Origin of the sequence: Brevundimonas sp. UBA7838, from assembly GCF_002500885.1 — a bacterium.
In the GTDB taxonomy this organism is placed as follows: domain Bacteria; phylum Pseudomonadota; class Alphaproteobacteria; order Caulobacterales; family Caulobacteraceae; genus Brevundimonas; species Brevundimonas vesicularis_C.
This window is the reverse complement of record NZ_DLTK01000128.1, coordinates 77,639-97,161: the sequence shown is the minus strand read 5'-3', so window position 1 is coordinate 97,161 and position 19,523 is coordinate 77,639. Positions and strand designations below refer to the sequence as shown.

Annotated in this window: 19 protein-coding genes; 13 read left to right on the top strand and 6 right to left on the bottom strand. The window is 66.8% G+C overall.

The window, feature by feature from the left end; all coding sequences use genetic code 11:
- Nucleotides 1-59 precede the first annotated feature (59 nt).
- Nucleotides 60-2,486, top strand: coding sequence for an ATP-dependent helicase HrpB (gene hrpB, locus B3T77_RS13230; protein ID WP_292080172.1), 2,427 nt, complete (start codon nt 60-62; stop codon nt 2,484-2,486).
- Between the two features lie 56 nt (nt 2,487-2,542).
- Nucleotides 2,543-3,820, top strand: coding sequence for an MFS transporter (locus B3T77_RS13225; protein ID WP_292080171.1), 1,278 nt, complete (start codon nt 2,543-2,545; stop codon nt 3,818-3,820).
- Here the strand turns inward: B3T77_RS13225 and B3T77_RS13220 are convergent.
- The 3 genes from B3T77_RS13220 to B3T77_RS13210 are packed head-to-tail and all read right to left on the bottom strand — an operon-like array spanning nt 3,817 to nt 6,869.
- Nucleotides 3,817-4,626, bottom strand: coding sequence for a TrmH family RNA methyltransferase (locus B3T77_RS13220; protein WP_292080170.1), 810 nt, complete (start codon nt 4,624-4,626; stop codon nt 3,817-3,819). The two genes, B3T77_RS13225 and B3T77_RS13220, sit on opposite strands and share 4 nt — an antisense overlap.
- Entirely contained in the window at nt 4,623-5,534 is a 912-nt protein-coding gene (locus tag B3T77_RS13215; RefSeq protein WP_292080169.1) for a class I SAM-dependent methyltransferase, read from the bottom strand. Before B3T77_RS13215 ends, B3T77_RS13220 begins: the two co-directional genes overlap by 4 nt.
- An 18-nt stretch (nt 5,535-5,552) precedes the next feature.
- Nucleotides 5,553-6,869 carry a glycosyltransferase family 2 protein gene (locus B3T77_RS13210; RefSeq protein ID WP_292080168.1) on the bottom strand — a complete coding sequence of 439 codons (1,317 nt, stop codon included), beginning with the start codon at nt 6,867-6,869 and terminating at the stop codon, nt 5,553-5,555.
- Between the two features lie 204 nt (nt 6,870-7,073).
- On the opposite strand from B3T77_RS13210, the gene B3T77_RS13205 reads away from it, so the two are divergent.
- The 4 genes from B3T77_RS13205 to B3T77_RS13190 are packed head-to-tail and all read left to right on the top strand — an operon-like array spanning nt 7,074 to nt 10,238.
- Entirely contained in the window at nt 7,074-7,703 is a 630-nt protein-coding gene (locus B3T77_RS13205) for a TetR/AcrR family transcriptional regulator (RefSeq protein ID WP_292080167.1), read from the top strand.
- A complete protein-coding gene (locus B3T77_RS13200) occupies nt 7,700-8,500 on the top strand; it encodes an ABC transporter substrate-binding protein (protein ID WP_292080166.1) in 801 nt (266 codons plus the stop codon). The genes B3T77_RS13205 and B3T77_RS13200 overlap by 4 nt, the downstream gene beginning before the upstream one ends.
- Entirely contained in the window at nt 8,497-9,486 is a 990-nt protein-coding gene (locus tag B3T77_RS13195; RefSeq protein WP_292080165.1) for a FecCD family ABC transporter permease, read from the top strand. The genes B3T77_RS13200 and B3T77_RS13195 overlap by 4 nt, the downstream gene beginning before the upstream one ends.
- Complete coding sequence (locus tag B3T77_RS13190; RefSeq protein ID WP_271041157.1) at nt 9,483-10,238, top strand: ABC transporter ATP-binding protein; 756 nt, start codon at nt 9,483-9,485, stop codon at nt 10,236-10,238. The genes B3T77_RS13195 and B3T77_RS13190 overlap by 4 nt, the downstream gene beginning before the upstream one ends.
- Here B3T77_RS13190 and B3T77_RS13185 read toward each other — a convergent pair.
- Complete coding sequence (locus tag B3T77_RS13185; protein ID WP_292080164.1) at nt 10,232-12,292, bottom strand: lytic transglycosylase domain-containing protein; 2,061 nt, start codon at nt 12,290-12,292, stop codon at nt 10,232-10,234. The genes B3T77_RS13190 and B3T77_RS13185 overlap by 7 nt on opposite strands.
- 125 nt (nt 12,293-12,417) lie before the next feature.
- Between B3T77_RS13185 and dapA the strand changes: the two genes are divergently transcribed.
- Both dapA and smpB read left to right on the top strand, forming a co-directional pair.
- Entirely contained in the window at nt 12,418-13,302 is an 885-nt protein-coding gene (gene dapA / locus B3T77_RS13180) for a 4-hydroxy-tetrahydrodipicolinate synthase (protein ID WP_174085086.1), read from the top strand.
- Nucleotides 13,302-13,775: an SsrA-binding protein SmpB gene (gene smpB / locus B3T77_RS13175; protein ID WP_055809902.1), complete on the top strand. Its 474-nt coding sequence runs from the start codon at nt 13,302-13,304 to the stop codon at nt 13,773-13,775. Before dapA ends, smpB begins: the two co-directional genes overlap by 1 nt.
- Before the next feature lie 3 nt (nt 13,776-13,778).
- On the opposite strand, the gene B3T77_RS13170 is transcribed toward smpB, so the two are convergent.
- Together B3T77_RS13170 and B3T77_RS13165 are read right to left on the bottom strand one after the other, a co-directional pair.
- Nucleotides 13,779-14,417 (bottom strand): uracil-DNA glycosylase, encoded by a 639-nt coding sequence (locus B3T77_RS13170; RefSeq protein WP_153921868.1) that lies wholly within the window; start codon nt 14,415-14,417, stop codon nt 13,779-13,781.
- Nucleotides 14,414-14,950: an NYN domain-containing protein gene (locus B3T77_RS13165; RefSeq protein WP_292080163.1), complete on the bottom strand. Its 537-nt coding sequence runs from the start codon at nt 14,948-14,950 to the stop codon at nt 14,414-14,416. Before B3T77_RS13165 ends, B3T77_RS13170 begins: the two co-directional genes overlap by 4 nt.
- On the opposite strand from B3T77_RS13165, the gene folK reads away from it, so the two are divergent.
- From folK to B3T77_RS13140, 5 genes are all read left to right on the top strand, one after another.
- Nucleotides 14,949-15,518, top strand: coding sequence for a 2-amino-4-hydroxy-6-hydroxymethyldihydropteridine diphosphokinase (folK, locus tag B3T77_RS13160; protein WP_292080162.1), 570 nt, complete (start codon nt 14,949-14,951; stop codon nt 15,516-15,518). The genes B3T77_RS13165 and folK overlap by 2 nt on opposite strands.
- Before the next feature lie 44 nt (nt 15,519-15,562).
- Complete coding sequence (locus B3T77_RS13155; RefSeq protein WP_292080161.1) at nt 15,563-16,000, top strand: cupin domain-containing protein; 438 nt, start codon at nt 15,563-15,565, stop codon at nt 15,998-16,000.
- Nucleotides 16,001-16,084: 84 nt separating this feature from the next.
- Nucleotides 16,085-16,444: a DNA-directed RNA polymerase subunit omega gene (gene rpoZ, locus B3T77_RS13150; protein WP_017504892.1), complete on the top strand. Its 360-nt coding sequence runs from the start codon at nt 16,085-16,087 to the stop codon at nt 16,442-16,444.
- Between the two features lie 134 nt (nt 16,445-16,578).
- Nucleotides 16,579-18,738 (top strand): RelA/SpoT family protein, encoded by a 2,160-nt coding sequence (locus B3T77_RS13145; RefSeq protein ID WP_084140306.1) that lies wholly within the window; start codon nt 16,579-16,581, stop codon nt 18,736-18,738.
- A complete protein-coding gene (locus B3T77_RS13140; protein WP_292080160.1) occupies nt 18,735-19,493 on the top strand; it encodes a TIGR00730 family Rossman fold protein in 759 nt (252 codons plus the stop codon). The genes B3T77_RS13145 and B3T77_RS13140 overlap by 4 nt, the downstream gene beginning before the upstream one ends.
- The last annotated feature ends 30 nt before the right edge of the window (nt 19,494-19,523 follow it).

The following is a 19,523-nucleotide window of genomic DNA, read 5'->3' as shown; positions in this document are numbered from 1 at the left end:
GGGTGGTTAAAGCGCGACGACGCTTTCGTGATCACACGTCGGTAGGCTAGAGGCGACGCATGCTGCCCATCCACGCCGTTCTTGAACCGCTGAAAGCCGCCCTGGGCGCGGGCAATACGGCCGTTCTGGCGGCGCCGCCGGGTGCGGGCAAAACGACGGTCGTGCCGCTGACCCTGCTGGATCAGCCCTGGCTGGAGGGCAAGGTGCTGGTGCTGGAGCCGCGACGCCTGGCCGCACGGGCGGCGGCCGACCGGATGGCTGCGACCTTGGGTGAACAGCCGGGCGGGACGGTGGGCTATCGCACCCGACTGCAGAGCAGAATCGGGCCGAACTCACGCATCGAGGTCATCACCGAGGGCGTCTTCACGCGCATGATTCTGGACGATCCGGGTCTGGAGGGCGTGGGCGCGGTGTTGTTCGACGAGTTCCACGAACGCAGCCTGGACGCCGATCTCGGGCTGGCGCTGGCGAGAGACACGCAAAAACTGCTGCGTGAGGATCTGCGGCTGCTGGTCATGTCGGCGACGCTGGACGTGGTCGGGGTCTCGCGCCTGCTCGACGGCGCGCCAGTGATCGAGGCCGAAGGACGGGCCTGGCCGGTCGAGACCCGGTATCTGGGCCGCAATCCGTCCGAACGGTTCGAAGAGGCTGTTGCGCGGGCCTGTCTAACGGCCCTGGGCGAGGAGACGGGGTCGGTGCTGGTCTTCCTGCCAGGGCAGGGTGAAATCCATCGGGTCGCTCGGCTTGTGAACGAGCGGCTGCGGCTACTGAACATCGATGTCGTGCCCCTGTACGGCGGACTGGACCGGGCCGAACAGGACCGGGCTATCGAACCGGCGGCTGTGGGGCGGCGCAAGCTGGTGCTGGCGACCTCGGTCGCGGAAACCAGTCTGACCATCGAAGGCGTGCGGGTCGTGATAGACGGCGGCCTGTCGCGCGTGCCGCGATTTGAACCCTCCAGCGGCCTGACCCAGCTGGCGACGGTCAAGGTCAGCCGATCCTCCGCGGAACAGAGGTGCGGCCGGGCCGGGCGCACCGAGCCGGGCGTTTGCTACCGCCTGTGGGACGAGGAACAGACGCGCGGGCTAGTCCCGCATCAGCGGCCGGAAATCCAGGAGGCGGACCTGACCGGACTGGCCCTGGACCTGGCCCGGTGGGGCGCACGCTCGTCGGAGGGGCTGGCCCTGCTCGACCCGCCGCCGGCCGGAGCCATGGCTGAGGCGCGCAAGGTGCTGACACGGTTGGGTGCGCTGGATGCCGATGGCAGACTATCGAAACACGGGCTGCGCCTGACGAAGATCCCGCTGTCGCCGCGGCTGGCGCATATGGTGGCCGTGGCGTCCGACGCCGGCGATGCGATGATGGGCGCACGGATCGCGGCGGTGTTGAGCGAGCCGGGTCTTGGCGGATCGAGCGTCGATCTGGCGGATCGCCTGATCGGGCTGGAGCGCGATCGGACGCAGAGAGCGCGCGATTCGATCAAGCTGGCGGAGCGCTGGGCGCGCGCGGCGGGCGGCGGATCGGGACGGACGATCGATCCTGGACTGCTGCTGGCCGAGGCCTTTCCCGAGCGGATCGCAAAGGCGCGGGGCAAGGCGGGTGAATACCTTCTCGCCAGCGGGAGAGGGGCCGTGCTGGAGGCGACCGACCATTTGGCGCGTGAGCCTTGGTTGGCGATCGCCGATCTTGGCGGCGGCGATACGCGCGACCGGGTGCGACTGGCGGCGGCGCTGGAGGCGGACCGGATCGACAGAGATTTGGCGCGCCTGATCTCGACGGACGACCGGCTGGCGCGCGAACCGTCTGGGCGATCGGTGATCCGGCGCTCGCGGCGCATTGGGGCCATCGTGCTGGACGAAAAGGTCGTCGGCGCGCCGGATGCGAAGACCCTTATCGCCGCCCTTCGGGCCGAGATCGAGGCGGATGGGTTGGGCGCGCTGAAATGGGGCGAGCAGGCCTCGGGTTTACGCGCACGGCTGGCCTTCCTGCACGCGCGCGACCCGGCTTGGCCTGATGTGTCGGATAACGCCCTGCTGGCGGCGCGTGAGGACTGGCTGTGGCCCCTGCTGGAAGGGGCGAAATCGCTGGATGGGATCGCTGACGGTCGTCTGGCCGAGGCCTTGCGCGGGCTGATCCCTTGGGACCTGCAGCGGCGGCTGGACGATCTGGCGCCCCCGCGTCTGGTCACGCCGCTGGGCTCGGCGGCCATCGACTATGCCGCCGAGGGCGGGCCGCGCGTGGATATTCGGGTGCAGGAACTGTTCGGCGTGACGACGCATCCGACCGTCGGCGGCGTGCCGTTGACCCTCGCCCTGTTGTCGCCGGCGCGAAGGCCGGTGCAAGTCACCAAAGACTTGCCACGCTTCTGGTCGGGCTCGTGGGCGGCGGTGCGTGCGGAGATGCGCGGCCGCTATCCCCGTCATCCGTGGCCAGAAAACCCAGCCGAGGCGCAAGCGACGAACCGGGTCAAGCCGCGCGGTACCTGATCGCCTTGACGCGGCGGGAGGGAAACGGGCATCGCTGGGACAACCGGGAGAAGAAGATGTCCGACGTCCTGCCGAAGAACTCCACCGGCCGCGTGCTGTTCGCCAGCCTGATCGGCACGACGATCGAGTTCTTCGACTTCTATATCTACGCCACGGCGGCCGTTTTGGTGTTCCCGACGCTGTTCTTCCCGGGCGAGGATCCGGGGACGGCGCTTCTGTCGTCATTCGCGACCTTCTCCATCGCCTTCTTCGCGCGGCCCATCGGCGCCTTGGCCTTTGGGCATTTTGGGGACCGGGTGGGGCGCAAGGCGACGCTGGTCGCGGCGCTGATGACGATGGGCCTGTCGACCGTGGCGATCGGCCTGTTGCCGACCCACCAGCAGGTCGGCCTGCTGGCACCTCTGCTGCTGGCCCTGTGCCGGTTCGGCCAAGGCTTGGGTCTGGGCGGCGAGTGGGGCGGGGCGGTTTTGCTGGCGACAGAGAATGCGCCGCCCGGCAAGAAGGCCTGGTTCGGCATGTTCCCCCAACTGGGCGCGCCCATCGGCTTCATCCTCTCCACCACATCCTTCATCGTCCTGACGTCGACGATGAGCGAGACCGCGTTCGAGGGCTGGGGTTGGCGCATTCCGTTCCTGGCGAGCGCCGTGCTGGTGTTCGTCGGCCTGTGGGTGCGGCTGAAGATCACCGAGACGCCCGAGTTTCAGAAGGCGGTGGATCGCGACGAACGGGTCAAGGCGCCGGCCGTCACCCTGTTCGCCCATCACAAGGCGGCGCTGGTTCTGGGGACGTTCAGCGGGGTGACGACCTTCACCCTGTTCTATCTGATGACCGTCTTCGCACTCGGCTGGGCGACGACGGGAATGGGGCTGGCGCGGGCTGACGTCCTGCCCATCCAGTTGATCGGCGTGCTGTTCTTCGCCGCCTTCATACCGGTGACAGCCTTGCTGGCGGATCGATACGGGCAGGTCAGGGTGCTGATCGCCTCTTCGGTCGGGATCGGCCTGTTCGGCTTTCTGTTCGCACCGCTGTTCGGGGGCGGTCTCAGCGGCCTGCTGATCTTCTTTGCGCTGGGGTTCGCCCTGATGGGCTGCACCTATGGCCCCATCGGCGCGGCCATGGCGCGGCCGTTCCCGACAGCGGTGCGCTACACCGGCGCGTCGATGGCCTTCAATCTGGCGGGCATCCTGGGCGCATCGCTTGCGCCCTACATCGCGCTGAAGCTGGCAGAGCGGTTCGGGCCGGGAGCCGTCGGCGGCTATCTGGCGATTTCGGCCCTGGTCACCATCGCGGCCCTGTGGGGCATGGGCCGAGTGGCGCCGGAGGAGCAGCGCTAGGCTTCGTCCGTCGCGGCATAGACCATGATGCCGGTGGCGATGGCCAAGTTCAGGCTGTCGGCGCGGCCGCGCATTGGAATCTTGACGTTGACGTCGCAGGCGGCGGCCAGGTCGTCAGTCAGTCCTGCCTGCTCATTGCCCATCAGGATAAGCGACGGCCGTTGCATGACGGCTGAGCGGTGACTGACCTTGGCGTCCAGTCGGGTTCCGACGACGCTGCCGGGCCAGGTCTTGCGCCAGGTCAGGAAAGCCTCGGGCGTCGTCTTGGTGATCGAGACGGCGAAGACCGAGCCCATGGTCGCGCGCACGGCCTCGACCGAATAGGGATCGACGCAATCGCCGATCAGGATGACGCCGCCGCAGCCCGCCGCGTCGGCCGTGCGGATGATGGTGCCCAGATTGCCGGGATCGCGCACCTGCTCCAGCGCCACCCAGCAGGGGGCCGAGGCGGGGTTCAGGCTGTCGAGAGGCGCATAGGCCTGCTCGAACACGCCCAAGACCGTCTGCGGATTGTCGCGGCGGCTGATCTTTTCGAGGATGGCGTGGGTGACGACGATGATGTCGCCGCCGGCTTTAAGTGTGGCCGCCTTGGCGCGGTCCAGCAACGGATGAGGCCGGGCGTTCTCGCCGACCAGCAGCATCCGGGGCGCGCGCCCCTGGTCAAGCGCCTCGCCGATGAACTTCAAACCCTCAGCCAGGAAGGTGCCGGTCAGGTCGCGTTCCTTGCGCATATGCAGGGCGCGGACGCCCTTGACCGTGTCGTTGGTCAGGGAGGTGATGACGCGATATTCGTCTCGGGCGCTCATCGGCTCCACCGCGCGAAGAAGGACAGGCCGATGGCGCGGGCGTCCGGGCCGTCTTCGGACAGGGCCAGTTCGCCCCAGTCGATCCGGCCGCCGCGATCCTGGGTCGCCTCGACCATCAAATGCGCCAGGGACAGGCCGGAAACGCGGGCCGCATAGGCGTTCAGCAATAGGAAATCGGCATCGTCCGCAAGCAGAGCCGCGCAGTCCTTGAGCAGACCAGGCATGTCCTCGAATAGGCGCCAGATTTCGCCCGTAGGGCCGCGCCCGTATTTGGGCGGATCCAGAATGACGCCATCGTATTTAGAGCCGCGACGGACCTCGCGGGCGACATATTTGCGGGCGTCCTCGACAATCCACCGGATCGGATGCTGGCCCAGGCCCGATTGTTCGGCGTTCTCGCGCGCGTAGGCGACCGACTTCTTGGAGGCGTCGACATGGGTGACCTCTGCGCCTGCGGCGGCCGCGGCCAGACTGGCGACGCCGGTATAGCCGAACAGGTTCAGGATCTTCGGCGCGCGGCCGGCTGAACGTGTAAAGTCACGCACCCGTCCGTCCAGCCATTCCCAGTTGGCCGCCTGTTCAGGGAAGAAGGCGAGGTGGCGGAAGGGGGTGAAGCGGCCGGTGAACTTCACATCGCGCCATTTCAACGGGAAGGCGTCGATGGGGCCGTGCTTGTCGAACCGCCAGCGACCGCTGTCTTCCTCTTCCTGCTGCGGATCGAACGTCGCTGTCGCGCTTTCGAAGGCTTTCGGATCGCGGGGCGACCAGAAACACTGCGGCTCGGGCCGAACGACGGTGTAGCGGCCGTACCGCTCCAGCTTCCTGCCGTCGCCGCTGTCCAGCAGGGCATAGTCGGACCAGCCGAATGTCACGAGCGTTTCGGGAGTTTTGGAAAGGACGGGCGCCATCGTCGGGCTGATAGGCGCTCAGGCCGCCTCGCGTCCAGCGTCCAGCGCCACGACCGTCAATTCCGGCATCTGATCGTCGCGATCGTGCGGGGTCTTGTCCCAGACGTGCGGTTCGACCGCCAGCCGCCAGGCTGCATGGACAAAGGCGAGGCTGAGCAGCGCCCAGTATGCCGGCGCAGCCAGCACATCGCCCAGCCGATAATCGAGCCCGGCGCGTCGTGCTCCGACCGCGCAGCTCATCCAGGCGGCGATGACGCCCACGGCCAGCACGCCTAGCGAGCCTCCGGGCAAAGGCGGCAAGACGCCGGACAGAGCCCAGACGGCGATAGCCAGAACCAGCCAGGCCAGCGTCGGCGCATGGGCGGCCGCCGAAAGGATCGCCGCGCCCAAGGTCATGACCAGCGACAAGATTCCGCGCCGGCCCAAGGCGTTGGGACGCCGCGTATGCACGCCCCAGGTCTGCATATAACCCTTCAGCCACCGGGTGCGCTGGGGCAGCCACCGGTCCATCGCGCCCGGCGGCGTCTCCCACGTCGGACTGTCGATGACGCCGAGCTTCCAGCCCATCGACCACAGGCGAAAGCCCAGGTCGGCGTCCTCGGTGACATTGTGCGCATCCCAGCCGCCTGCGCCACGCAGCGCCGTCATGCGGATATGATTGCTGGTGCCGCCAAGCGGAAAGGGCAGGCCCAGCCGCGCCATGCCCGGCAGAGTCACTTCGAACAGGGCCGCATATTCAAAGGCGAACTGCCGATCCAGAAACCAGGAGCCAGGCTTGCCGGATCCACGGATGCGAAGTGGCGCCTGAAGACAACCCAGGCGGGGCTGGGCGACGAAACGCGCCGCCGCCTGGCGGAGCTGTTGCGGATGCGGTCGGTCCTCTGCGTCATAGATGGTGACCAGATCGCCCCGCGCGTGACCCAAGGCGTAGTTCAAAGCACGCGGCTTGGTCTGGGGGCTGCCAGGAGGGGCGATCAGGATTTTCAGCCACGGCGGTTTGGACGTCGCCTGGGCTGCGGCCAGGGTGGCCTCATCATGCGCCTCCAGCACGATGAAGGCCTCCAGCTTGTGCGCCGGATAGTCGATCCGGCTGAGGTTAGCGATCAACTGCGGCGCCACGGCAGCTTCGTCATAAAGCGCCGCCAGAATGGTGTAGCGCGGCCATTCGATCGGACGAGCAGCGGGCGAAGGGCGTCGCAGGCTGGCTATGCCGATGACGGCCTTCCACAGCGCGCACACGACGAACGCGGCTTGGAACAACACCAGGGCGACGGTGAGAGCGGTTTGGGGCCAGCGGATTAGCGCCACGGCGGATGTCAGCGTAAGCAGGATCAAGGTCGTGACCTGGAAACCGCTCGGCGTACGTCGTGAGGCGCCGTTTCGGCGGGGCCTAATCCTTGGATGCGCCCAATCCTTCACCGCATCCGCCCCCAAAGCGCCACCACCCCTAATCGGTATTTGAAACAACCTTGTCCTGCAAGTCGGTTGGCGTCCGGGACGGATTGTCGCTATTCAGGGCGCCTCACCCGGAGCAGCGGCTTGTCTGAACTTTCGAACGCCTCGCGCACGACCCGAAAGCCCAAGGGCGAAGGCCACTCGCGGAGGGGCGAAATCCTGGCGGCGGCCGAGCGCATCTTCGTCGAGCACGGCTATGAAGGCGCGACGATTCGCAAGATCGCGGACGAGGTCGGGCTGTCGTCGACGGCGCTCTACATGCATTTCCCGGACAAGGGCGCGATCCTGCAGGAAATCTGCCGTAACGCCTTTGCGCGGCTGATCGCATCAAACGCCGCCGTCGCAGATGAGGCCGCGCCGCCAGAGCAGCGGCTGCGGCGGATGATCGAGGGCTATATCGACTTCGGTTTCGCCCATCCCAACGCCTATCGCCTGATCTATCTGACGCGACCTGTCGAGGCGCGAGAGGGCGCCCAGGACGCGGCGCGCGAGCTCGGCTCCAGCCTGTTCACGGCATTGGAAGCGACCGTCGGCGACGCCGTGACGGCCGGACGCATGAAAGGCGATCCCGCCACGATCGGCCAGGCGATCTGGGCTGCGGCGCACGGCATCGTGTCGCTCATGATCACAAAGCCCTACTTCCCGTGGTCCGATCGGCAGGCGCTGGTTCGCACGACTTTGGACGCCCTATTCGCCGGTCTGATCGAAGGATGAAGCGAATCTGCGTCGCCTTGGCGGCTCTGGCGTTCAGCAGCAGCGTGGCTGAGGCGCGGCCCTTACGGATCATGGCGCTGGATCAATGCGCGGATCAATATGTGCTGGCCTTGGCGCCGGACGCGGACCTCGCGCTGTCGCCCCGTGCCGACGATCCGGACGCCTGGCTGCGTCAGCAGGCGGTCGGTCACAAGCGATTGCGTCCGACTCTTGAGGCCGCCGTGGGTTTTCAGCCTGACGTCGTGGTGCGCTACTGGGGCGGCGAGCCGCGCCTGCTGTCCGCGCTGACGCAGCGAGGCGTCAAGGTGGTCACAATCGATGATGCGATTGATCTGGAGGGCGTACGACGGAATATCCGGACTGTGGCGCGGGATCTGGGACAGGCTGAGCGCGGACAAGCGTTAGAGCGACAGATGGACGGGAAGTTGGCCAAAGCGACGCCGGCGGAGCGCGTGGGTGAGGCGCCGGGGGCCGTGTATCTGACATCGGGGGGCTTCACCGCGGGCCCAGGCACGCTGATGGATGCGATGATGCGGGCGGCCGGATTTAGAAATCTGTCGGCCGCGCCCGGTTTTGGCGCGCTCAGTGTCGAGCGAATCGCGATGAATCCGCCGGTGCGATTTGTGCTCGGCTTCTTCGATCAGCTGCGCGCCGACCTGCGCGGACCGGGGCGGCATCCGGTTGTCGCGCGAGCGGCCGAGGGCCGGACGGCTGCGCGCCTGCCTGCCGCGACCTTGACCTGCCCCGCGTGGTTCGCCGCCGACGCGGTTGAGATGATGGCCAAGGGGCGGCCGTGAACAGAACGGTTCGGCTATGCCTGGTTCTGATCGGCTTGATCGTCGCGGGGCTGGCCCTGGCGGTGCTGGCCGGCGAGACGGCGTTCAGCGGCGATCAGTATGCGGCTGCCTTCAGCGATCCGACATCCGGTCCGGCCGAGGTGCTGTGGCGGGTGCGAGCGCCGCGCGCGGTGTGCGCCCTGATCGTCGGCGCGGCCTTGGGATTGGCAGGGGCGGTTATGCAGGGGCTGTTGCGTAATCCGCTGGCCGATCCCGGCGTGCTGGGCGTGTCGGCGACGGCGGCCCTGGGCGCCGCGCTGGCCATCGTGCTTGGCGCTGCGGCCGTTCCAGGACTGGTCGAGGTGTCTGTCCTGGCGGGCGCGGCCCTGGCGGGCGGACTGTTGATCGTGGCGTCCAGGGTCATGCGGGCCCCCGAGGCCCTGATCCTGTTCGGGGTGGCGCTGTCCAGTTTCGCAGGCGCGGCGACGGCCTTGATCTTCAACCTGTCGCCATCGCCCATCGCCTCGGCCGAGGTCATGTCTTGGCTGCTGGGATCTGTGCAGAACCGAAGCTGGGTCGATGTGGCCTGGGTGACGCCGGCCGTCATCGTCGCGGGGGGCTTTGCTGCCTTGTCGGGCGCCGGTCTGCGGATGCTGACCCTGGGCGACGAGAGTGCGGCGGCGTCGGGCTTGAATATGGGACGGTTGCGGGCCTTCGCCCTGATCGCGGCGGCCTTGGCCACAGGGGCGGCGGTGGCGGTGGCGGGCGTCATCGGGTTCGTGGGTCTGGCCGCACCACATCTGGTGCGCGAGGCGGTGCGCGGCAATTCGAAACGGATTTTGGCGCCCTCGGCGCTGGCCGGGGGACTGATGCTGATCGTGGCGGACCTGTTGGCGCGACTGACGCCGACGGACCAGGAGCTGAAGCTGGGCGTGTTCACCGCCCTGATCGGCGCGCCCCTGTTCGCCCTGATCGCGTGGCGAGCGGCGCGGGAGTGGCGGCTGTGAGCCTGTTGTCGCTGGAGAAGGTTCAAGCACGCCTAGGCAAGGCCGTCGTGCTAAATGGGGTGAGCCTGTCGGTCGCGGCGGGCGAGGTCGTGGCCCTGTGCGGGCCGAACGGCGCGGGCAAGAGCAGCGCCATCCGCGCGGCTGCGGGCCTCTTGGCCACGACCGGCGGACAAATCAGGTTGGGCAACGCGGACATCGTCGATCTGTCCCATCGCCAGCGGGCGGAACGCGTCGCCTATCTGCCGCAGGAACGGCGCATCGCATGGAATCTGCCGGCGGCAGAGGTGGCAGCCCTCGGCGCGCCGTTTCTGTCGGGCGCGGATGCGCTGGCGCGAGCGCGAGCCGCTCTGGAAGAAGTCGGAGCTGGTCATCTGGCGGACCGCGGCGTTGCAGAGATGTCAGGCGGCGAGCGTGCCCGGGTTCTGCTGGCCCGCGCCCTTGTCGTCGATGCGCCGCTGCTGCTGGCCGACGAGCCGATCGCGGGGCTGGACCCGGATGCGCAGCGTCTGGTGCTAGAGCGCCTGAGGGCGCGCGCTGACGATGGGGCAGGGGTGCTGGTCAGCCTTCACGACCTGACCCTGGCTGCAGCCGTGGCGGATCGCATCGTCGTGCTTGGTCAGGGCCGGGTCGTCGCCGACGCGCCACCGATCCAGGCCCTGTCGCCCGCCGTCCTGCGCGAGGTCTTCGGACTGAACGGCGCGTGGATCGAGGGGCCGAACGGGCCGCTGCTGGCGGCCCGCCGGGCTCAATAGGCGATATAGGGCCGCGCGCCCGCCGCCGATCCGCGCGAGATGTCGGCCGAGGGCGTCAGCGGGGCCGTGCCGCCGTTCAGGCGGGCCTTGTATACCGCCATGTTTTCCATCACCCGCATCATATAGTTGCGCGTCTCGGTGAAGGGCGCGCACTCGATGAAGTCGATGGTCTTGATCGCATCGCCGCGCGGGTCGCCGCAACGGGCGATCCACTGGCTGGGGCGTGCCGGTCCGGCGTTGTAGCCGACCGTCGCCAGCAGCATGGAGCCGTTGTTCGCGGCCATCAGCTCACCCAGGTGATAGCTGCCCAGGGTCATGTTGTAGTCGGGATCCCACAACTGCTCGGCGGAATAGCTCATGCCCAGACGGCGGGCGACGCCCGAGGCGGTGGACGGCAGGAACTGCATCATGCCGCGCGCGTCGGCCCCGGAGCGGGCGCGGGGATCGAAGCTGGATTCCTGGCGCGTGATCGCCTGGGTGAACTCAAGCGGCGCGGCGCCGGCGACCTGGGGCGGGACGCGGACCGGATACATCCGCTCGGGCATGACGAAGCCCCGCTGGCTGGCGGCGCGGCCCACCATCATGGCGGTGAAACCCTCGCCATAGCCGCGCGACAGGTCCATCAGCAGGGCCAGGTCGTTGATGGTCGGCAGGTCATTGTCCAGCTGATAGGCGAAAACGCGCAGCAAGCTCATCTCGCCGGTCTCGCCCAGAATCCGCGTGGCGCGGACGATCTCATTGCCTTCGAAGCGGGCGATGTCCGCCTGTGAAGGCACAGGTTCCCCCGGCAACTGAAGGGTGGTCATCCCCGCCTTCTCGGCCGCCAACTGACCATAGAAGGTCTGCCAGTGCTGGGCGCCGTTGCGATAGTAGGCGAGGGCTGCGTCGCGTTCGCCGCGCGCCTCGGCGGCGCGACCCAACCAATAGTAGGCGCGGCCCTGAGTGATCGGCGTGGATGAGGCCGTGCGCAGGGCTTCGAAATGGCGGGCGGCGACTTCGGGCTGGTTCAGCTTGGTCAGGGCGACCCAACCGGCGAAGAACTCGGCGTCCACCATCCGGTCGCCCGAGGTGAAGCCGTGGCCGTTCATGGCGTCATAGGCCGCGCGCCAGTTGCCCTGTTGCAGGGCGTCGAGGAAGTAGTTGCGGCGCTCGCTCCACAGGGTGTTGTCGCCGGTCGTGTGGCCCGGCGCCGGCGGAAGATTGGCCAGCAGCGCAAAGCCTTCGGATTGCCGGTTTTGCGATCGCAGCAGGCGAACGCGCTCCAGCACGACCGCCGGATCGGCGGCCTGGGCCGGCGTCAGATTGGCGATGACGGCGTCGGGGCTGTAGGCCGAACGAAGGGTCATCGCCGTGTTGGCTATGGCGGCGCGATCGGGCGAGACCAGATTGATCATGCTGCGCGTCGCCGGTCCGTGCGGACCTAGCAGCAGCATATTCAGCCGCGCCTCGTGATCGGCGGGGGTCAACCAGGAGCCCCATTGGCTGAGGATACGCGACTGCGGCGCGTCATCGAAGGAGCGGGTGCGCCACCAGTCGCGGACGAGTGCGCGGGCCTCATCCTGGCGGCCGCGCTGCTGCAGCGCGGAGGCGTAGGCGATGGCCCCCTCGACCGTCGTCGGCTTTCCGTCAGACATTAGGGCCAAGGCGGCGTCCGCGCCCATGCCGGACCGGTCCAGCACCTTTTCGGCGGCGGCGCGTCGCGATTCGCCGCGCGGCCATCCCGCCAGATCGGCCTGACCGCGCGCGAGGTCCGAGTAGGACAACTGCTCGCCCGAGGTGTCGATCAGCGCCCATTCGACCAGCTTGCGAGCCGAGGCGTCCCTGATCTGCGACATAGCGGACTGGGCGCTGAACACATCGCGCGCACGGGCCGCCGCCAGCCCCTGACGAAACAGCGCCGTGTCCTGATCGCTCAGCACGCGGCCCTGATAGGTCGCCGAATAGCCGGGGACGGACGAGGACGCCGAAGCATAGGGCACAGGCTTGGTAGGCAGGACGTCCTGCGGGTTCGGCGCAAGGACGGCGAGGGCCGCCGCCAGACTGGTCGCGATCATGATCTGTCCTGTTCCCATTCAATCCCGGTTGCGGCGGAGCCGCTGGCGACCTAACGTCCCGCGCTCATTGCAAAGGCGATGAACATCCGTCCATCGTCACTCCCCACGCAGGCCAGCTTAGTCTCATGAACGCCCCCTTGTTCAAGGGCGTGATCACCGCCCTGATCACACCACTTCGTGACGGAAACGTGGACGAAGCCGCATTCGCCAAACTGCTCGAGCGTCAGATCGCCGCAGGGGTTCACGGCGTCGTCCCGATGGGCACGACGGGCGAGGGCGCCAGCATGGATCTGGATGAGCACAAACACGTCATCGAACTGTGCGTGCGTCTGACGGCCGGGCGCATCGCCGTCATCGCCGGTACCGGATCGCCTTATACCAAGGAGGCCATCGACCTGACCCGCCACGCCAAGACGGTGGGCGCGGATGGGGCTTTGATCGTGACGCCCTATTACATTCGCCCGTCCCAGGCGGGCATGGCAGCCCATTTCGAAGCGGTGGCCGACGCGGTTCAACTGCCGATCCTGCTTTACAATGTGCCGGGCCGCACGGGGGCAGATTTGTCCAATGAGACAGTGGCGCGGCTGGCGGCCCACGCCAACATCGTCGGCATCAAGGACGCCACGGGCGACATGAGCCGCGTCAGCTGGATGCGCGCAAACATCGATGGCCAGTTCGACCTGATCTCGGGCGACGACCCCAGCTATCTCGGCTACCACGCCCATGGCGGCGTCGGCCTGATCTCGGTGGCGTCCAATGTCGCGCCCGAGGCCATGGTCGCCTTGCACAATGCGATGACCGCCGGAGATTATGCGACAGCACGCGACTGGCAGGACCGACTGATTAGTTTGTGCAAGGCGCTGTTCCTGGACAACTCGCCCGCGCCGACGAAGTACGCCCTGGCCAAGCTTGGCTTGTGCAATGAGGAGGCGCGTCTGCCGCTGTCGCCGACCTCCGATGCGGTCAAACCCCTTATCGACCGCGCCATGGCGGCGGCGGGCGTCATCTGATGGCGCCCAAGCCGCAATCGAAATCCAAGGTCATCGCCGAAAATCGCCGCGCCCGGTTCGACTATTTCCTGGAAGACAATATCGAGGCCGGGATCCAGCTGCTGGGCACCGAGATCAAGGCGCTGCGCGACGGCCGGGCCAATATCGCCGAAAGCTATGCGGCGGTGGAGGGGCGCGAGATCGTGCTGATCAACGCCGATATCCCGCCGTACAAGCAGGCAAACCGCTTCAACCACGAGCCGCGCCGACCGCGTAAGCTGCTGCTGCACAGAAAGCAGATCGACAAGCTGATGGGGGCGGTCCAGCGCGACGGTCAGACCATCATTCCGCTGAAGCTCTACCTGAACGATGCAGGCAAGGCGAAGCTGGAGATCGCGCTGGCCAAGGGCAAGAAGCTGCACGACAAGCGCGAGGCTTCTGCCGAACGCGACTGGCAGCGCGATAAGGCCCGCCTGATGCGTGACAAGGGCTGAGACTCAGGACTCGATCAGGGTTCGGGCGCGCGCGAAGATGTCTTCGAACATCTGCGGCGTCAGGCGACCGGTGTTCGTGTTCAGCCGGGAGCAGTGATAGCTGTTCAGAATGACGTAGCCGCCGGCTTCGCCCTGCGCCCCGTGACCCGCCGGCATCGCTGACGCAGGCCGTCCGAAGGCTTTCAAGATATTGCGGCGCGAGACGTCGCCCAGGGTCACGATCACCTTCAGATTCGGCAGCAGTTTGAGCCGGTCGATCAGGAAGGGACGGCAGGTCGTCTCCTCGATCGGCAGAGGCTTGTTCCCGGGCGGAGCGCATCGGACCGCATTGGTGATCATGCAGTCCGTCAGCGTCAGGTCATCGTCGCCGTTGGGATCGTAATGGCCTTGCGCAAAGCCGGCCTTCTTCAGGGTGTCGTACAGCAGCCAGCCGGCGTGATCGCCGGTGAAGGGACGTCCCGTCCGGTTGGCGCCGGTACGGCCGGGCGCGAGGCCGGCGATTAGCAGACGCGCGTTCGGATCGCCGAACGAGGCGGCCGGCCCGTTCCACCAGTCTGGATTCTGGCGTGCATTCTCCTGACGATAGGCGACCAGGCGCGGACATAGGGGGCAGTCGCGGGGCGGTTCGGGCGTCAAGGTCATTGGGCGGCCTTTGGGCGGCCGAAGTCGGCCATCAGATCGTTCAGGTCCAGGAAGGCGTCGGCCTGACGACGCAGCTCGTCAGCGATATGCGGCGGCTGGGTCTTCTGGGTCGAAATGACCGTGACCCTCACGCCCCGGGCCTGGATCGCCTGAACCACTCGCCGGAAATCGCCATCGCCGGAGAACAGCACCGCATGGTCGATGTGCGGAGCCAGCTCCAGCATGTCCACCGCGATCTCGATGTCCATGTTGCCCTTGATCCGGCTGTGGCCGCTGTTGTCCGTGAACCGCTTCACCGGCTTGGTGACGACCGAGAAGCCGTTGTAGTCGAGCCAGTCCACCAGAGGCTTCACCGGCGAGAATTCTTCGCCCTCGACCACGGCCGTATAGTAGTATGCGCGGGTCAGGATGGACCTCTCGCGGAACCAGTCCAGCATCCGCCGGAAGTCCATGTCGTGCTGCAGGGCGCGGGCGGCGGAGTAGAGGTTCGAGCCGTCGATGAAGATCGCCAGCCGGTCGGTGGGATAAAACATGGTCGAAGCCGTCGTAATAGATGAAAAATCGGATCGCGCGGTCGCCGTCGGAATCGATGACCGGTTCGACCTGAATGATGCAGTCATTGTGGCCCTGGGCTGCAATGACAAGGGGGCTTGGTCGTGCTGCACCGAAGCGCTGGAGGCGGCGCTCGCGCGTTTTCGTAGCGAAGGGATCGATGTCGTCGCACGCTCGTCGTGGTGGTCATCAATGGCCTGGCCCGATCCGCACGATCCCGCCTTTCTGAATGGCGTGGTCATCGTCCGCACAGAACACGATCCGCATGCGCTGATGGCGGCGCTCGGCCGGATCGAGGATGGGTTCGGCCGCGAGCGGTCGGTGCGCAATGCGCCGCGGACGCTGGATCTGGACCTTATCGCCTACGGACGATTGAGCGGTGATCTGCAGGGATTGATCCTGCCCCATCCCCGCGCGGCCGAGCGACGGTTTGTCATGGGCCCCATCGCCGAGATCGCGCCGAGATGGGTGCACCCTACCAAGCGCGCGAGCGCCGAAAATCTAGGCCAAGCCGCGTCGGTCGGTCGCGATGCGCACCCATTGAAGTAGGCAACTGTTCGTGAGCTGATCCGGCTGACACCGGGAGACATGTCATGCTCAGCCTCGCCTTCGCCGCCGTGCTTTTGTCAACGTCAGTTCAGGAATTGCATCCTGCACCAGCTTCACCGCCGATGGGCGTGGGTCTGGTGATTCATGAGGCGGACACGATGGTGCGCCAGCCGCCACCGCACAACGGCACGGGGATGAGCACGGCCTATCGAATTTCGGGCATGGCACCGAACCGATCGATGGAGTTCAGAAAGCGCATCATGCATCCAGGATCGTCTATCGGGCTGCACGTCATCGCGCACGACGAGGTCTATCATGTCGTCAGCGGGGAAGGAGATGTCACCACGGACGGCGTGACGACCCGGATGAAGGCCGGCGACACAGCCTATCTTTACGATGGCGGCAATGTCGGCATTCAGCAGGTGGGCGAGGACGATCTGGTGCTGATCATCGCCTACCCGTTGGCGCGTCGGACCGACTGACGCCCAACTTCCGCCCCTGTGGCGTTGCAAAAACCCGTCCTCATCTGTATTTGACGCGGTTCTCCCCCGCGTTCGAGGAATTCCATGGCCCGCGTCACCGTCGAAGACTGCATCGAGAAGGTTCCGAACCGCTTTGGTCTGGTGCTGATGGCCGGCCACCGCGCCCGCAGCATCGCCAACGGCGCCGCCCTGACGATCGACCGCGACAACGACAAGAACCCTGTCGTCGCCCTGCGCGAAATCGCCGACGATACCGTCGTGCCGGACGAACTGCGCGAAACCATCATCACCACGCTGCAACGCGTCGATGAGCGGACGGAAGCCGAGGATGAGGCCGAAACGGTCGCCCTGCTGGCCTCGCCGCAGCACATGAACATGGCCGAGGCGGAACTGATCCGCGCCCTGCAAAGCGACCGCGACGGCGGTCAGGAGGAGCGGTACTGACGCCCGAGGGAGCCCCTGGCGTCACTATCCTGCCGGCGCGGACCGAAACGGTTCCGCCGGCGCCCCAAGCTGCAAACAAAAACGACCCCCAGACGGCGCTCGTCGATCCCGCGCCGCAGCCCAAGCGCGCGCCGATCCTGCGTCAGTTTGAGCTGATCGAGGCCGTCAAGGCCTATGACCCTACCGCCGATGAAGCGCTTCTGAACCGCGCCTACGTCTATGCGATGAAAATGCACGGTTCGCAGTTGCGCGCCTCGGGCGATCCCTATTTCGCCCACCCGATCCAGGTCGCGGGGATCCTTACCGACTATAAGCTCGACACCGCCACCATCGTCACCGCCCTGTTGCATGACGTGGTCGAGGACACATCGGCGACACGCGACGACATCGCCGGCATGTTCGGCGAAGAGGTTGCGGTCCTGGTCGAGGGCGTGACCAAGCTGTCGCGGCTGGAGCTTCAGGCCGAACACACGCGCCAGGCCGAGAACCTGCGCAAGTTCATTCTGGCCATCAGCCGGGACGTGCGCGTGCTGCTGGTCAAGCTGGCCGACCGTCTGCACAATATGCGCACGCTCCAGTTCGTGAAGCCGGAGAAGCGCGAGCGGATCAGCCGCGAGACGCTGGAAGTCTATGCGCCCCTGGGACGGTCGATCGGCATCCACTCGATCGCGTCCGAGCTGGAAGAGCTGGCCTTCACCCATCTGAACCCGACGGCCAAGACCGCCATCGAGCGGCGACTGGAGGCGTTGAAGCTGGAGCATGGTCGCGCCATCGACGGCGTGGCGAGCGAAGTCGAGCGCGTCCTGTCCGAGGCGGGCCTGAAGGCCAATGTCTATGGCCGGCAGAAGACGCCCTATTCGATCTGGCGCAAACTTCAGCGCAAGTCGGTCGGCTTTTCGTCCCTGTCCGACATTTACGGCTTCCGCGTCATCGTCGAGGCGGAGGACGACTGCTATCGCGCGCTGGGCGTGATCCACCGCGAATGGCCGATGGTGCCCGAGCGGTTCAAGGATTTCATCTCGACGCCCAAGTCGAACAACTATCGCTCATTGCACACGACCGTCGTCGGCCCCCGGGGGCTGCGGATCGAGATGCAGATCCGCACCGAGGACATGGACCGGATCGCCGAGGACGGGGTCGCCGCCCACTGGCGCTACAAGAACCATTCCTATGGCTTCGACCGTGAGGCGATGGAGCAGGGCGGCGGACGTGACCCGCTCCAGAACCTGCGCCACCTGGTTCAAGTGATCGAGCATGGCGAGGGCGGCGAGGACTGGGTCGAGCACGCCAAGCTGGAAATGTATCTGGACCAGGTCTTCGTCTTCACGCCGAAGGGGCAACTTGTCACCCTTCCGCGCGGGGGAATGCCTCTGGATTTCGCCTATGCCGTCCACACCGAGGTCGGGGACACGGCGGTGGGGGTCAAGGTCAATGGCGAGTTGAAGCCCATGCGGACGCCGCTCCAGAACGGCGACGTGGTCGAGATCATTCGCGGCTCCAAGCGCGAAGTGCCTGCCGACTGGCGCAGCCTGACGGTTACGGGCCGGGCGCGCTCTGCCATTCGCCGCCATATCCGCACCTCCGAGCGCGAAGAGTTCATCAAGCTGGGCCGCGTCGCACTGGATCAAACCCTGGGCCGGGTCGATAAGACTCTGACCGACGTGTCGCTGAAGCCGGTGCTGGAGTTGCTGGCGGTCGCGAGCGACGACGACCTGTTCGAAGGCCTGGGACGCGGGAGGTTGTCGCCGACGACGGCGGCCGAAATCCTGTTCCCCGCGCTGAAGGGACGCCTCAAGGCCGGGCCCGAGAAGCAGCGCATCGAGGGCGAGAAGGCGCGGCTGTTCGTGCGCGGCGGCGGGCTGACTCCCGGCGTGTCGGTACACTTCGGTCAATGCTGCACGCCCGTTCCGGGCGACCGGATCGTGGGTATTCTGGAGCCCGAATCTGGCCTGACCGTCCACACCATCGATTGCCAGACCCTGGCCGCCTTCGCCGATGACGATTCGGTCTGGCATGATCTGCAATGGACGCCTCAGGCCGAAACGGACGCGGTCGCCGCCGCCCGGATCCGCGCGACGATCCGCAATGCGCCAGGCGTGCTGGGTCAGGTCACGACCCTGATCGGCGAGGCCGGCGGCAACATCATCAACCTGTCGATGGCGCACCGTCAGCAGGACTTCTTCGACGTTGACGTGGATGTCGAGGTCGAAGACGCCAAGCACGCCACCACGATCATGGCGGCGCTGAGGGCCAATCCGTCGGTCGATTCCGTCGAGCGCGCGCGCGGCGAATGAGCGACCCGATAAAGCCTAACGCGGCGCAGATGGCCTCGCCGTCCTATCGCATGGCGGCGATGGATCAGGACTTCCTGCTGGGCGATTCGATGCGAGGCGTGCGATTCCTGATGGAATACGCCAAGCCCGAGGAGGCGTTGAGGGCCTGGGGCGTGCGTTCGACCCTCGTCGTCTTCGGCAGCGCGCGCGTCCGCGAAGGTCATCGTTGGTATGACGAGGCCCGCGCCTTTGGCCGACTGGCGTCCGAGCGCGGCGGAGCCTTGCGAGGTCGCGTCGGCGAACCCCGGGACAATGTCATCGCCACCGGCGGCGGCCCGGGCATCATGGAAGCGGCCAACCGCGGCGCCGTGGACGCAGGCGCGCCATCCGTCGGGTTCAACATCACCCTGCCGCATGAGCAGGAGCCGAACGCCTATTCGACCCCGGAGTTGACGTTCCGCTTCCACTATTTCGCGATGCGGAAGATGCATCTGGCGATGCGGGCCAATGCGTTGGTGGTGTTTCCCGGCGGCTTCGGCACCTTCGACGAGATGTTCGAGATGCTGACGCTGCGCCAGACGAAGAAGGCGCCGCCGGTTCCGGTCGTTCTGGTGGACAAGGCCTACTGGACCTCGGTGATCGGTTTCGACGCCTTGGTCGAATATGGAATGATCGCGGCCTCCGACCTGGACCTGATCGGTTTCGCCGAGGACGCGGAGGGCGTCTGGGCCGAACTGCTCGCGCGCGGGCTGCGGCCGAACGAAAACATCGAATGAAGCGTCGCCGCAGGGTTCATCCGCGCGCGA

Coding starts and splice junctions, on each gene's coding strand:
- hrpB (WP_292080172.1), top strand. CDS start 60: ATGCTGCCCATCCACGCCGTTCTTGAACCGCTGAAAGCCGCCCTGGGC.
- B3T77_RS13225 (WP_292080171.1), top strand. CDS start 2,543: ATGTCCGACGTCCTGCCGAAGAACTCCACCGGCCGCGTGCTGTTCGCC.
- B3T77_RS13220 (WP_292080170.1), bottom strand. CDS start 4,626: ATGAGCGCCCGAGACGAATATCGCGTCATCACCTCCCTGACCAACGAC.
- B3T77_RS13215 (WP_292080169.1), bottom strand. CDS start 5,534: ATGGCGCCCGTCCTTTCCAAAACTCCCGAAACGCTCGTGACATTCGGC.
- B3T77_RS13200 (WP_292080166.1), top strand. CDS start 7,700: ATGAAGCGAATCTGCGTCGCCTTGGCGGCTCTGGCGTTCAGCAGCAGC.
- B3T77_RS13185 (WP_292080164.1), bottom strand. CDS start 12,292: ATGATCGCGACCAGTCTGGCGGCGGCCCTCGCCGTCCTTGCGCCGAAC.
- dapA (WP_174085086.1), top strand. CDS start 12,418: ATGAACGCCCCCTTGTTCAAGGGCGTGATCACCGCCCTGATCACACCA.
- smpB (WP_055809902.1), top strand. CDS start 13,302: ATGGCGCCCAAGCCGCAATCGAAATCCAAGGTCATCGCCGAAAATCGC.
- B3T77_RS13170 (WP_153921868.1), bottom strand. CDS start 14,417: ATGACCTTGACGCCCGAACCGCCCCGCGACTGCCCCCTATGTCCGCGC.
- folK (WP_292080162.1), top strand. CDS start 14,949: ATGGTCGAAGCCGTCGTAATAGATGAAAAATCGGATCGCGCGGTCGCC.
- B3T77_RS13165 (WP_292080163.1), bottom strand. CDS start 14,950: ATGTTTTATCCCACCGACCGGCTGGCGATCTTCATCGACGGCTCGAAC.
- B3T77_RS13155 (WP_292080161.1), top strand. CDS start 15,563: ATGCTCAGCCTCGCCTTCGCCGCCGTGCTTTTGTCAACGTCAGTTCAG.
- rpoZ (WP_017504892.1), top strand. CDS start 16,085: ATGGCCCGCGTCACCGTCGAAGACTGCATCGAGAAGGTTCCGAACCGC.
- B3T77_RS13140 (WP_292080160.1), top strand. CDS start 18,735: ATGAGCGACCCGATAAAGCCTAACGCGGCGCAGATGGCCTCGCCGTCC.